Genomic DNA, 13,261 nt, shown 5'->3' on the forward strand with positions numbered 1-13,261 from the left:
TAACTTGGATTGTCCCATCAAAATAGTTCTAATTCCAGATTTTTATACTAAACTAAATATAGAAAGGTTGTACCATAAGGGGGGATCAGATGGCGCGGAAATTAGGCTTTTACGGGGCGCTGGCCTTTTTTGTATACGGTTTATTTTTTTATTGGTATTTATTCTATTTTGCTGACAGCAGTCTGCCCTTTGAGTATGAAGGCTCACGGGCAGATCCGGCAACTTTCCTGAACGGCAGGGAACTGATGCTCAGTGAGGAATATTCTAAAATAAGAAACCTGCTGTTTTTTATTTCTACACCTTTTGAATGGATTTTCTATTTATTCATTCTCTTATTTGGCTTATCGAAGGCTTTTAAGAAGTGGGCTGAACAGACTGCACCTTATAAATTCCTGCAAACGGCGATTTATTTGATTTGGCTTTCTTTTTTCGCGTTTATTGCTACTATGCCATTAAGCTATATCAGCTTTTCACTTTCAAAAACGTATAATATCTCGACACAGAGCTTCAGCGGATGGATGAAGGATGAACTCATTGATTTTTGGGTTAATTATGGAATGATGGTTCTCATAGTGTCTGTATTGTACTGGCTGATTAATAAGAGCAGGAAGAGATGGTGGCTTTATGCCTGGTTATTGTCTGTTCCATTTACCTTATTTATGATGTTCCTGCAGCCTGTTGTCATTGACCCTCTTTATAATGATTTCTATCCTTTGAAAAACAAGGAACTTGAAACGCAAATTCTGGATTTGGCAAATCAGGCTAAAATACCGGCGGAACATGTCTTTGAAGTCGATATGGCAGAGAAAACAAATGCGCTGAATGCATATGTGACTGGTATCGGATCAAATTCAAGAATTGTTCTATGGGACACAACCCTGAATAAATTAACTGAAGATCAGATCCTGTTTATAATGGCACATGAAATGGCCCATTACGTGGAAAAGCATATATATATCGGAATTGGCGGTTACTTGCTGCTTTCCCTGCTGGGCCTTTATTTGACAGCCAAAATAATGGAGAAAGCAGTCGATAAATGGGGACGGGCGCTTAAAATTCCTGCGGTAAATGATATTCGGTCCCTGCCGCTGTTTTTGATGATTCTTTCGATGCTGCTTTTTATTTCAAGTCCTCTATCCAATTTTGTTTCACGGTATCAGGAAACAAGGGCAGACCGCTATGCCATCGAAATGACGACGGACTCAAAAGCAGCAATAGAAACATTTCAGGAGCTGACACGTGCCGGTTTAAGCCAGGTTAATCCGCCGCTTCTCGTAAAAATATTCCGGTATGGACATCCAACCATGCTGGAGCGTATTTCCATGCTCGAAGAATTTGAAATGGAACAGAGGCAAAAAGAACGGAAGCAGGCGGCAGACTGATTTGACAATAATATGAGAAAAAAGCAGGCCATGTGGCTTGCTTTTTTATATTTCATTCTTATAAATATGTATGCCGCCTTCACTATCAGTCTGAATTTCATTATAAAAATAAATGCCTGCATCATCATCAATTCCATAACCAGCCGTGACATTGGTTTTCCCCGCTGCCCTCTTTAAATTTTCCCCTTCATTCCATTTAGTGAAATGGACACTAATGACACAATCCCTGATTAACCCGATACCTTTCAGAAAGAGATGCTGTTTTTCAGATGTATCAATAGGGGGAATTATGCAATGCTCCGGGATAATTAGGGCACCTGCCGAAAAACCTGCTACAGGAATACCGTTCTTGTACATCTTGCCAATGTATTCTCCCACTTCAGTATCAACAATATAACTTCTGTATTTTTCCGTTTCACCGCCTCCAATGATGACCCCGGTACAGGACACCAATTCTTGAAGAAAAGATTCTGGTGGTGCAGGGGAAAGAGGCAGATAACAGAAATTCCTTGCGCCATTTTGAGTTAAGCCGGAAGTATACTTATTCATATAGCCTTCCCAGCCCTCCCTTTCCAAAAAGAGTATAGCTATTTTGCCAGCCGCTCCACAAGCCAGCTCCGTAAACTTTTTTCCAAGCCTTTGCCCGAATGGAGGGCTTCCGCCCATTAAAAATAAATGCCTGCTGTCCAATAATTTTCTCCTGCCTTATTAAAAATAAAATACCCCGCCGATTGGCGGGGGCAAACTGGTTTACTAAGTGCCAAAACGTTTGGAAAGTTCTTTGTACTGCTTTGATAAATGCATAAATGACGGTTTATTTCTTTCATCAATTGCTGCGTCTATTTTATTCATCAGCTTTTCTTTTTCAGTATTCAGCAGAATCTCGGTAACAAGCATATCAATATAAAGGTCAAGAACAAAAGAATCCTTATGGTTTTTCCGTTTTATCCCACTGGTTTTCATCAATTCGGTGTATGATTTTTCCTTCATGGAAATCACCCCTGAGCTTTTTAATATTATATGGAATTGCCTTTAAATATTCAACTAAGTTTTTTAAATTTTAAGAAAATATTTTCAGAATGTCGAAATTGTGAACAAATTAGAAACTATTAAATAAATTAGTAATTTTTAGATAAATTGGTGTTAATATGGAAAAGCGAGAGCGAAAATAGATAGGAGATGAAAACATATGAGCCATAATACCCAAATGATCGAGGAGTATGAAGTCAATCCAAATACAATGATTATCAAACCCCTCGCTTATGGGCTGAAAGTTTATTCGCAAATCTGGGAGCTTGATGATGAGGTGACTTCCCCTTTTAAGCCGATCGATATAATTAAAAGCAGCTGCAAATATTTTGGATCAAGCTATGAAGGCAGAAAAGAGGGTACACGCCAATTAACCGGCATTACCCATAAAGCTCCAATAACGATAGACCCCACAAATTTCATTTATTTTTTCCCGACGGCTTCTCCAAACAATCCTGAATGCATCTGGATTGCATTGGATCATATCAATTATTTCAAGCGAGCGGAAAACGCACATACTCAAGTGGTTTTTAAGAATAAGCAAAGCTTCATTATTCCAGTATCTTATACTACGCTTAATAATCAGGTGCTCAGAACAGCTTTACTAAAAACGACATTGATAAGGAGGATAGAGGATTCAGAGAGAAAGGCATTGTACTTTGTGAATGGTTCCAAAATAATGAATGCTTCGGAGAGAACTGGAGCCTACCAATAGAGAAGGGAAAGGATAAATAAGAAGCATGCGGAATTTCATGCTTCTGTTTTTCGTGTGTATATTACATTATTAGCTGCAGGCTTTTCTTATTCCAAATATTAATTTGCCTTCAGATTTTTTCCGGGCCTGGGCATAGGTTTTTTAATAAGATAATATGTCATCAGCTCCTGGACTTTATTGCGGATGCGGGGGTTAAAGTAATTATGATGCTCCTCATATCCTTTGTAAAGGAACATGAACATAGTAAATGTCTCATCTCTCTTTATTTCCTGTACCTTAAGCTGGTGTTTATTCATATAGCGTTTTACCTCAGAGAGTTCACTTTGAATGACCTTCATTGTTTCTTCAACCAAATCAAGATAAGGCTGTTTTAGTTTAAACGGGCTTTTATTAATGACGATGGAGTCGCGATTTAAAATGGTTAGCACCATTGGCAAATAAATAGCCTGTTCCATGATATTACGGTCTTCCTCAGGAATTCTGGTCATGTTTTTTCTGCTCCCTTAATCAATAGTATCCTGTTAGTGTTACAGAACAAGTGTTCTCATTTAATTTTACAAAGGAATGTTTTTTCTTGCAAGAGCCTATATTTGTCGAAACGCTGTTATTCTTCATCATTTCCAATAATTAAAAAAAGTTTCAGCCGGCAGCGTATTGAGAAGGGATTTTATTTCTGATGTCGAAATAAAGAGGACAGCACAGTTAGAAAGGATGGAATAAATGACGCAAAAAAATACAATTAAACCGGAAGACCTTTATCAGTTAAAATCAGTAGCTGATCCGCAGCTATCCTTGAATGGAAATGACTTAGCTTTTGTTGAGACCAGAATGCTTGATGAGGAAAATACATATAGTTCAAATATTTTTTACTTAAATACCATTAAAGGCAATATGCCGGTTCAATGGACTTACGGCAAACATCGTAATCATTCGCCCCGCTGGTCTCCTGATGGGGAGTCAATCGCATTTGTATCCGACAGAGACGGAAAATCACAGATTTATGTGATGAGCAAAGCAGGAGGAGAAGCCAAACAGCTGACACACTGTGCAAATGGCGCTTCAAAGCCTGTTTGGTCACCTGATGGGAAGAAGATTGTTTTCAATCTTTCAGTAAAGCCTGGAGAAGATGCAGAAACAAAGGAAAATCAGGAAAAACAGACAGACAGGCCCCTTCCTCTTGAAATTGAAAAAATGAAGCACAAATCAGACGCCCAGGGTTTTTGGAGCGGAAGGTACAGCCAGGTTGCATTAATAGATATTGAAACTGGCGGAATGGAGCAGCTGACATCCGGAGAACATGACTACCAATTGCAAGACTGGTCACCAGATGGAAAATGGATTGCTGTTACGGCAGATTTAAGTGAAGACAAAGATTTCTCTTTTCTAAGCGATGTCTATATTATCCATCTTGAAACAAAAGACATGAAAAGGATTACAAATGGAAAAGGTTATTTTGGAAGCGCCACATGGTCGCCGGATGGAAAATACATAGGATTGTTCGGGCATGAAAGGGAATACGAAAATGCTACGCATACAAAGGTCTGGGTGTATAATCTCGAATTTGGAAATCTGCAGTGCCTTACTGCAGAATCAGATATATTGGCTGGTGATTATGCCATCGGGGATTTCCAGCAGGGTACAGTAACACCGGGAATTCTTTGGGCAGAGGACAGCAGAAGCTTTTATTTCCTGGCAACTGACCATGGTAATACAGTTGTTTATTATGGCTCTTTAGATGGGGAATTATATCCTGCGCTGCTGGATCAGCAGCATGTATATGGATTGACAACAGGAGGAAGCGTCAATAAAGCTGTTGTAGCCATTAGCAAGCCGTCATATCCAGGGGATTTATTTTTGCTTGATGTCCCAACAGGGGAATTAAAACAGCTGACAAATGTGAATGAAGAGTTCCTGAAAGGTGTAGAGTTGGCAGATGCGGAGCCAATTCAGTTTAAATCTTCAGATGATTGGGATCTGCATGGCTGGATCATGAAACCAGCCCATCTGAAAGAGGGCGAAAAAGTACCGCTTGTGCTCGAAATCCATGGCGGCCCTCATGCCATGTATGCCAATTCATATTTTCACGAATTTCAATGTCTCGCAGCAAAAGGCTATGCGGTCTTATTTATCAATCCACGGGGAAGCCATGGATATGGCCAGCATTTTGTAGATGCTGTAAGAGGAGATTACGGGGGCAAGGATTATGAAGATATTATGGATGCAGTCGATTATGCGCTGGAAAACTTCGATTTTATCGATAAAGACCGGCTTGGCGTAACGGGAGGAAGCTATGGCGGGTTTATGACCAACTGGATTATTGGACACACCAGCCGATTTAAGGCGGCAGTCACTCAGCGATCCATCTCCAACTGGATCAGCTTTTATGGAGTAAGTGATATCGGCTACTATTTTACTGATTGGCAAATCAAGAGTGATTTGAATGATATAGAAAAGCTTTGGAAACATTCCCCGCTTGCTTATGTGAATGATATGAATACACCTCTGCTGATTTTGCACAGCGAAAAGGATTATCGCTGTCCAATTGAGCAGGCAGAGCAATTATTCATAGCCTTAAAGCATCGGAAGAAAACAGCAAAATTTGTGCGGTTCCCTGAAGCCAACCATGAGCTTTCCAGAAGCGGAAAACCGAATTTAAGAATCAGCCGCCTGAATTACATTGCCGGCTGGTTTAATGAATATCTATAAAAAAGTTACCGCAGGCCTTTGGGTTTGCGGTTTTTTGATAATATCAAAATTTATACCTTTGTACTTCGAGAGCTGTCTAGCGCAAGCAGCCTACCCCCTCGAGGTCACAAGCTTGTCTTGTTTCGGCTCCTAGGGACTCGGGGTCATAAGCCGTTTCCTTCCAGAAGGAAGGACGCCTTCTTACAGGAACCGTCTTATGCCTGTCGTCCCTGGGCAGTCGCCTCTACATTTCGGGCAATCCTCCCAAAAGGCAAAGGACGCCTTTCTGTGAGGCTCGACTTGTGCTTTTCGGGGGTGGGCAAGGAGCTTTTTCTAATAGAGCTGTAAAGTAACATCAAAATCGCCGATATATCAATGAAATCAGTTTTCATATAGGGTAAAGAAACTATTTAAAATAAGTTGCAACGAAACCCATTCATCTGCAAAGTATAAGGGTATACAGGATATACCAGCAGTGATATCGAAACTTTTTTATGGAAACCGAAGTCGAATATAGGTGAAGGTATTTTCATACCCGCGGCAGAATTATAATTTAACTGCAAAGAAAGGACTTATTCTTATGAGATCAGATAGACATGAAAAGAAGAAAAAGAAAAAAAAATGGAAGTCCGTCCTCCTGATTCTGTTTCTCTTGATTGCAGGAACCCTTGGCTATTCGTATTTTCAGTTCAAGCAAGGTGTTTCCCAGACAGAGGGAGAGGCAAATATACAGACAGAAGAGTTTGAATTTAACGGTGAAAAAGATAAATATGGAGGAACGAATATTCTGATCCTTGGAAGTGACGCAAGGGGAAAAGAGAAATCAAGGGCAGATACCATCATGGTTGCCCAATATCATCCTGAAAAGGGAACATATAAACTTATTTCTTTTATGAGAGATATGTACGTGGACATACCGGGCCATGGGCAAAACAGAATAAATTCAGCTCTTGCTTATGGTGGTCCTGAGTTATTAAGGCAAACGATTAAGGAAAACTTTGATATAGATATTAAATATTACTCAATTGTTGATTTCGAAGGCTTTGTTCATTTAATTGATGAAGCTTTTCCAAGAGGGGTAGAAATTGATGTAGAAAAAAGAATGTCTGCCAATATCGGTGTTACTCTGGAACCGGGTCTGCAGCGCCTTGATGGAGAGCATCTCCTTGGGTATGTCAGGTTTAGGCAGGATGCCGTAGGGGATTTTGGAAGAGTAGAACGCCAGCAGAAGGTAATGAAAGAAGTAGCAAGCCAGTTTACAAGCCTTCAGACCATTACAAAGCTTCCGAAACTAATCGGGGTAGTAACTCCATTTGTAAATACTAATATGGATACGGGAGATATTCTTTATATCGGGAAAGATTTCTTATCTAAGGATAACAGGAATGTAGAGACTCTTCGTGTTCCTGTTGATGGAACATTTGAAAACCAGAGAATTAATGGTGCTGCTGTTTTAGGCATTGATAAAGAGGCAAACAAAGCGGCTATCCATGAGTTTCTTTCGAAATAAAAAGGTAGAAACACAGTTTTTGGCGGATTAGGTGTACAATAAAAGGGTAAGTGGTAAAACTAGGGGAAACTTCCCTTTAATGATAATCGAACGAATAGGACTTTGCTGTATATTGGACAAGGAGATATTAAATGGATTTTGAACTGTTCAAAGATTGGTTAACATTGGATAATATAATGGATTTAATTCGGGAATATCGTTCATTTGGACCGCTCCCCGGTATTCTGCTTCCAATGCTAGAAGCATTTTTGCCTTTTCTGCCCCTGGTTTTGTTTGTTATGGCAAATGCGAGTGCATTTGGTCTCTGGCTGGGTTTCTTATACTCCTGGCTCGGCGCGGTCGCAGGAGCGCTGCTCGTTTTCCTGCTGGTCAGGAAATATGGCCAGAAACGAATACTCCGTTTTTTGAAGAAGCATAAGCAGGTACAGAGGCTTATGAAATGGGTGGAAAAGCATGGGTTTGGACCATTGTTCATCCTGCTCTGTTTTCCGTTTACTCCTTCGGCAGTCGTAAATATTGTCGCAGGGCTTTCGAATATCAGCATGGCTCAATATATGCTGGCAGTCCTGAGTGGCAAAATAGTGATGATTTTTACAATAAGCTTTGTCGGATATGATATCAAATCATTAGTAACACAGCCAATTCGGACAGCCATTGTTGCATTGGTCATTTTCATTCTTTGGTATGTCGGCAAAATCATTGAAATAAAGATGAATATGAGCGTAGAAAAAGATCGCGGGAATAAAAAGCAATGAATGCATAAGCATTGGGGGAGATGAAATGTGAAGGAAGGATTGAGAAAAGAAGGAGCGGAATGGCTGAAGGCTTTTGCAATTGGCATCATTATCTTTGCTTTTATACGGACTTTTTTCTTCTCCAATTATGTTGTGGAAGGTGAATCCATGATGCCCACTCTTCAGGATGGAAATAAACTGATTGTGAATAAAATCGGTTACCAGGTCAGCGACTTAGAGCGCTTTGACGTAATTGTTTTTCATCATAATGATGAAGAGGATTTTGTAAAAAGAATTATAGGGATGCCAGGGGATGAAATCGAATACCGCAATGATGAACTATTTATAAATAGTAAAAAAGTGGATGAGCCATACTTGGAGAAATACCGGAAAGAAACATTGGGCGGCAAACTGACAGGTGATTTTACACTCCTGGAGATGACGGGCACTGAAACGGTTCCAGAGGGAAAACTATTTGTTATGGGAGATAATCGCCTCGGAAGCTGGGACAGCAGACATTTTGGATTTATTTCAGCCGGCCAGGTTGTAGGAAAAGTAAACCTGCGCTATTGGCCGCTTGATGAAATGGATGCGTCATTCTAAACTAACTTATCTTGTGAAAAAAGGGACTCGATAATACTAATTATTCGAGTCCCTTTTATTTTACTGTCTAGCTTTCGCAGCGCCTCCCCTCGAGGTGTCGGGGGTGGGCAAGGCTCTTGCGCTTTTCTAATTTGCAGGCAAGATATCTCAGATAACATGCAAATTAGGATTATTCCTATATTCAGGTTCACAGTTTACACATACGTCTTCATCATAATCAGTCATATTGACATCTTCACGATTGTATTCAATTCCGCAAAGGGAGCAGGCAACCATTTTTTCTTCTTCCATTTCTTCTGGGGGAATTGGGATAGCGTCATTAATTGTAATGGGTTCTACGGTAACTCCGCGTGTATTGGCCATTTCGGCATTTAAATATTCCTTTGCCGTTTCTTCACTTTCCCAAAATCCCAAATCCCATAACAGCTCCTGGGCATCTCCGTTTTGAGCCATCAAGCCATAAACAACTTTCATGATAAATGCTCCTTTCAATTTTGCTGTCTTTTGTTTTATATTTCTTAGCCTTTTTTTACAGCGGCTAAACCGATTCAAAAAATTACCATCAGTTCCCTGGAAGACCGGGAAAGCTTTTTAACCATGAGATTATATTGCAGGGGACAAAGGAGAAACTGCAGGCTTTGTCGAATAATAGCCTGAGTAAACGCAAAGGATCTGTTCCAGAATCCAATGTCGGAATATTTAAATATATCACGGAGGTGCAATTGATGAGGCTGAAGGATAAAGTCGCCATTATTACAGGTGCGGCGAATGGAATTGGTCTGGCTGCTGCCGAAAAGTTTGCAGGTGAAGGAGCGGTGGTAGCTATGGCTGATTATGATGCAGACATGGGAATTACCAGGGCACAAGAGCTGAAGGAAAAAGGTCTTCAGGTTGAGTTTTTTCAGGTTAATGTCTCGGACAGGCAAAGCATAGACAGTATGGCGGAAGCTGTAAAAGCGGCATTTGGAAAAATTGACATCCTGATCAATAATGCAGGAATTACGAGGGACGGGATGCTGGCAAAGCTTGCTGCAGATGATTTTCAGGCGGTTATGGACGTGAATCTGACAGGTGTCTTTCATTGTACACAAGCAGTCCTTCCATTCATGCTGGAACAGGGAAGCGGAAAAATAATCAATACGTCCTCTGTATCGGGAGTCTATGGGAATGTCGGACAGACAAACTATGCGGCAGCCAAAGCGGGTGTATTGGGGATGACCAAAACATGGGCAAAAGAACTCGGCAGAAAAGGAATCAACGTAAATGCCGTTGCCCCAGGATTCATCTCAACCGGTATGACAGCAAAAGTACCGGAAAAGGTTATTGGCCAAATGCAGGGCATGGTTCCGCTGGGCAGACTTGGAAAACCGGAAGATATTGCGAATGCATACCTGTTTCTGGCTTCCGATGAGTCGGATTATGTGAATGGCACGGTCCTTCATGTAGATGGCGGCATCATGATGTAATGAACTGACTTCGAGCCTGTGCTCGATAATCAGAAGATTAATGAGGTGGAAAAGATGAGAAATGTTGTAATAACATCAGCAGTCAGAACACCGGTTGGCACGTTTGGAGGAGCGTTTAAGGATCTGCTGCCGACGGATTTGATTGTGCCTGTATTAAAAGAAGCTGCCGGGAGAAGCGGCCTGCAGAGCAATGAGGTGGATGAAGTGATATTGGGACACTGCATTCAGCGTACAGATGAACCGAATACAGCAAGAACAGCAGCTTTGCTTGCAGGCTTTGACGATACAACAACAGGGTTCACAGTCCAGAGGCAGTGTGCATCCGGTATGCAGGCAATTATGTCTGCAGCACTGCAGATTCAGTCAGGGATGTCAGATATCGTGATTGCTGGAGGAGTTGAAGCCATGAGCTCCAGCCCTTATGTATTAAAACAGCATCGCTGGGGCGCCCGCATGCAGCATGGGCAGGTAACCGATACCGTATGGGAAATTCTCGAAGATCCAATCCATCATATTATGATGGGGGAAACGGCAGAAAACCTGGCAGAAATGCATGCCATTACAAGAGAGAACAAGATGAAGCAGCCTTGCTCAGCCACAGGAGAGCCTTGCATGCAATTGAAAACGGTTACTTTGATTCGCAGATCGTTCCAATTACTGTGAAAAGCAGGAAAGGAGAAGTAACCGTTACAAAAGATGAAAACCCGCGGGCAGATTTAACAGCCGAAAAGCTGCGAAGCTTGAGCCCTGTCTTCAGAAAGGGTGGCTCTGTTACAGCAGGAAATGCATCAAGCCTGAATGACGGCGGAGCAGCACTTGTCCTGATGCCGGAAGATCTGGCTCTGGACAAGGGACTGAAGCCTCTGGCAAAGATTGCTGGCTTCTCCGTGGCAGGAGTAGATCCAAAAGTAATGGGAATAGGGCCTGTGCCGGCAGTACAAAAAGGTCTTGCTAATGTAAGCTGGTCGCTTGATGATGCAGACTTGATTGAGATAAATGAGGCTTTTGCAGCCCAATATTTGGCGGTTGAGAAAGAGTTAGGCTTAAACCGGGACAAAGTAAATGTAAATGGAAGCGGAATCAGTCTGGGACACCCTATTGGATGTACCGGTGCGCGCCTTGTTGTGGGTCTCGTTCATGAATTAAAGAGAAGAGGCGGCCATAAAGGAATAGCTTCTCTATGTGTCGGAGGCGGGATGGGAGCCACAATATTTGTGGAAACGTACGAATAAAGAGTTCCTTCGGGGGCTCTTTATTTATCCAATAAGCGGATCCCATCCTGCAGAATTGATTTTTCCGGAGGTGAAGAAAGTGATAAGCAGTACGATATTGTCTGGAAAGAGGATCATTCTGGGATCGTTTATTGAGGATGATATTAAAAAGATAATCCAGTGGCATGCAGACGAAAAAATCATGCGAAACCTGGATGCTCTGCCGGTAAAACCCAAACAGGAAATGGAAATTAAGAAATGGCTTGATGAATGTCCGCAAAACACCTTCAGATTTTCGCTTAGGTTAAAAGAAGCAAATGAACTGATAGGATATGCGGAGCTAAACGGCATTCTATGGCCACACAGAACAAGCTGGATCACCATTGCCATTGCAGATGAAGCCGAATGGGGTAAAGGGTATGGAAAGGAAGCCATGCAATGCCTGATTCGCTATGCTTTTATGGAGCTGAATCTGTATAGGCTTCAGCTTTCTGTATTTTCCTATAATACTAGAGCAAAAACTCTTTATGAAAGTCTTGGATTCCAGAGAGAAGGCTGCTATAGAGAGTTTCTTGAGCGCGATGGAAAACGGCATGATATGTATCTATACGGGCTCCTGAGAAAGGAGTGGAAAGAGTGAAGAAGCGCGGAATAATTCCGCGCTTTATAAGATTTATTCTGGCTGACTGACAAAAGTAAATTCTTTTGACAAGTAATAGCTAAGAATGATATTCGTCAGGAAAAAGGCAAGAAGCAGATACAGTACATAATAATATTCAAGAATCATAACTGCCGGCGGGGCAAGGCTTGCTCCGGTTAATAGAAAAAAAGAATAGAGAGAAAGCGCTTTTGCACGGTCAGCCCCTGCAATCATGCCAATCAGTGTGATAACAGTGGGAACAAGAAGGGATATGGAAGCCACAAACATAATGGAAATTGCCATTAAGGCAATAGTGCTGCTGAAGAAAAACATATTAATAATGCTGAAAATCCCTAAAAGTAAACCAAGCTTTAATGTCGAATGGGCACCAATCCGCTCAATTAATTTTCCCGTAAAGAGAGACAGCAGCGCCCCGATTAGTCCCACAGCTCTTAATGTGAACAGCTCCTCCATGGTTCCCTCGAAATTCCTTCCTATTGCATCGTAAAAAGCTACAAAGGCAAACAGCAAAGTAAAGGTAATAGCATAGCTTTGGAGCAGGCTTCCCTTCATTAATAGTTTTTTCATAATATAAATAACGGAAACCCCTGATTTGGAAGGAGGAGAAGTGCCTGGAAGTATTTTATACGATACAAGGAAAAGAATAAAATAGCAAAACGCAAAGAAATAAAAAGCATAGTTCCATTTAAAATAAAAAGTAATTGTCGAACTGATCAGCTGTCCAAGAATGCCGGCGACAAGGAATCCTGTATTGATAAAAACAAGCAGCAGGGTGCGGCCCCTCGGCCTGAAAAGATCAAAGGTATAAGCGAAGGCAACAGGAGCAAAGCTCCCAAGAGTCAGCCCCTGAATCGACCTGGTTATATAGAGAGCCTCTACATTAGTAGAAAGCCCTACAGCACAAGTGGACAAAGCAGAAGCAAACAAACCTGTAATAATAATTCTGCGCCTGCCAAAGGTATCGGAAGCAGGGCCAAAGAATAGCAGGCCGGCTGCATAAAAAAATGCAAACAGGCTTCCACCGCCAACAATATAATTTTCATTTACCTGAAAAGAGTCAGCAATATCCCCGTAAATAGGGATTAGTGTATAAATATTGCTGGCCACAAAAACTCCTGTAACTGTCAAAATGACTGAAGTTGCAATCAGGATCTGTTTTGAAATCATCCTTATCACCTGCCGATATACTTTATGCACAAAACCTCGTATAGGTAAGTTGTCATTTCCACAATTTTGAAGAACCCCATTCGAAAAATTGAACAGCT

General features: G+C 41.4%; 13 protein-coding genes and 1 pseudogene. 9 read left to right on the plus strand and 5 right to left on the minus strand.

All coding sequences use genetic code 11. The features are described from left to right. The first annotated feature begins 89 nt into the window (after positions 1-89). Positions 90-1,382 carry a M48 family metallopeptidase gene (locus AC0VZ9_RS07235; protein WP_475397179.1) on the plus strand — a complete coding sequence of 431 codons (1,293 nt, stop codon included), beginning with the start codon at positions 90-92 and terminating at the stop codon, positions 1,380-1,382. A gap of 45 nt (positions 1,383-1,427) precedes the next feature. Here the strand turns inward: AC0VZ9_RS07235 and AC0VZ9_RS07240 are convergent, their stop codons facing one another. Together AC0VZ9_RS07240 and AC0VZ9_RS07245 are read right to left on the minus strand one after the other, a co-directional pair. Next, positions 1,428-2,072, minus strand: coding sequence for a Type 1 glutamine amidotransferase-like domain-containing protein (locus AC0VZ9_RS07240; RefSeq protein ID WP_019381443.1), 645 nt, complete (start codon positions 2,070-2,072; stop codon positions 1,428-1,430). A 63-nt stretch (positions 2,073-2,135) separates the two neighbouring features. After that, the gene (locus tag AC0VZ9_RS07245; RefSeq protein ID WP_009331381.1) at positions 2,136-2,372 is read right to left on the minus strand and encodes an IDEAL domain-containing protein; all 237 of its coding nucleotides are present in this window, start codon (positions 2,370-2,372) and stop codon (positions 2,136-2,138) included. Positions 2,373-2,571: 199 nt separating this feature from the next. On the opposite strand from AC0VZ9_RS07245, the gene AC0VZ9_RS07250 reads away from it, so the two are divergent. Continuing rightward, the gene (locus AC0VZ9_RS07250; RefSeq protein ID WP_019381444.1) at positions 2,572-3,126 is read left to right on the plus strand and encodes a competence protein ComK; all 555 of its coding nucleotides are present in this window, start codon (positions 2,572-2,574) and stop codon (positions 3,124-3,126) included. Between the two features lie 98 nt (positions 3,127-3,224). Here AC0VZ9_RS07250 and AC0VZ9_RS07255 read toward each other — a convergent pair whose 3' ends face one another. Then, positions 3,225-3,614 (minus strand): YhjD family protein, encoded by a 390-nt coding sequence (locus tag AC0VZ9_RS07255; RefSeq protein WP_475397180.1) that lies wholly within the window; start codon positions 3,612-3,614, stop codon positions 3,225-3,227. 232 nt (positions 3,615-3,846) lie between these two features. Between AC0VZ9_RS07255 and AC0VZ9_RS07260 the strand changes: the two genes are divergently transcribed. The 4 genes from AC0VZ9_RS07260 to lepB all read left to right on the plus strand — a co-directional run bounded on the left by AC0VZ9_RS07260 (position 3,847) and on the right by lepB (position 8,658). After that, a complete protein-coding gene (locus tag AC0VZ9_RS07260) occupies positions 3,847-5,832 on the plus strand; it encodes a S9 family peptidase (RefSeq protein WP_192908337.1) in 1,986 nt (661 codons plus the stop codon). A 559-nt stretch (positions 5,833-6,391) separates the two neighbouring features. Continuing rightward, positions 6,392-7,321 (plus strand): LCP family protein, encoded by a 930-nt coding sequence (locus tag AC0VZ9_RS07265; protein ID WP_026041679.1) that lies wholly within the window; start codon positions 6,392-6,394, stop codon positions 7,319-7,321. Positions 7,322-7,452: 131 nt separating this feature from the next. After that, positions 7,453-8,076: a TVP38/TMEM64 family protein gene (locus AC0VZ9_RS07270; protein ID WP_251174422.1), complete on the plus strand. Its 624-nt coding sequence runs from the start codon at positions 7,453-7,455 to the stop codon at positions 8,074-8,076. 27 nt (positions 8,077-8,103) lie between these two features. Continuing rightward, positions 8,104-8,658, plus strand: a complete 555-nt coding sequence (gene lepB, locus AC0VZ9_RS07275; protein ID WP_192908339.1) for a signal peptidase I — start codon at positions 8,104-8,106, stop codon at positions 8,656-8,658. Positions 8,659-8,805: 147 nt separating this feature from the next. On the opposite strand, the gene AC0VZ9_RS07280 is transcribed toward lepB, so the two are convergent. Then, positions 8,806-9,132 (minus strand): hypothetical protein, encoded by a 327-nt coding sequence (locus AC0VZ9_RS07280; RefSeq protein WP_009331304.1) that lies wholly within the window; start codon positions 9,130-9,132, stop codon positions 8,806-8,808. Between the two features lie 251 nt (positions 9,133-9,383). On the opposite strand from AC0VZ9_RS07280, the gene fabG reads away from it, so the two are divergent. The 3 genes and pseudogenes from fabG to AC0VZ9_RS07295 all read left to right on the plus strand — a co-directional run bounded on the left by fabG (position 9,384) and on the right by AC0VZ9_RS07295 (position 11,975). After that, positions 9,384-10,124 (plus strand): 3-oxoacyl-ACP reductase FabG, encoded by a 741-nt coding sequence (gene fabG, locus AC0VZ9_RS07285; protein ID WP_019381449.1) that lies wholly within the window; start codon positions 9,384-9,386, stop codon positions 10,122-10,124. Positions 10,125-10,178: 54 nt separating this feature from the next. Then, positions 10,179-11,356: pseudogene (locus AC0VZ9_RS07290) on the plus strand (thiolase family protein). Further along, a complete protein-coding gene (locus AC0VZ9_RS07295) occupies positions 11,337-11,975 on the plus strand; it encodes a GNAT family N-acetyltransferase (protein WP_251157095.1) in 639 nt (212 codons plus the stop codon). Before AC0VZ9_RS07290 ends, AC0VZ9_RS07295 begins: the two are co-directional and overlap by 20 nt. A 33-nt stretch (positions 11,976-12,008) precedes the next feature. Here the strand turns inward: AC0VZ9_RS07295 and AC0VZ9_RS07300 are convergent, their stop codons facing one another. Then, on the minus strand, positions 12,009-13,163 hold the full coding sequence (locus AC0VZ9_RS07300; protein ID WP_475397181.1) for an MFS transporter: 1,155 nt from the start codon (positions 13,161-13,163) through the stop codon (positions 12,009-12,011). Positions 13,164-13,261 lie beyond the last annotated feature (98 nt).

The sequence above is a fragment of the Cytobacillus sp. QJM3NY_8 genome (genome assembly GCF_056173585.1).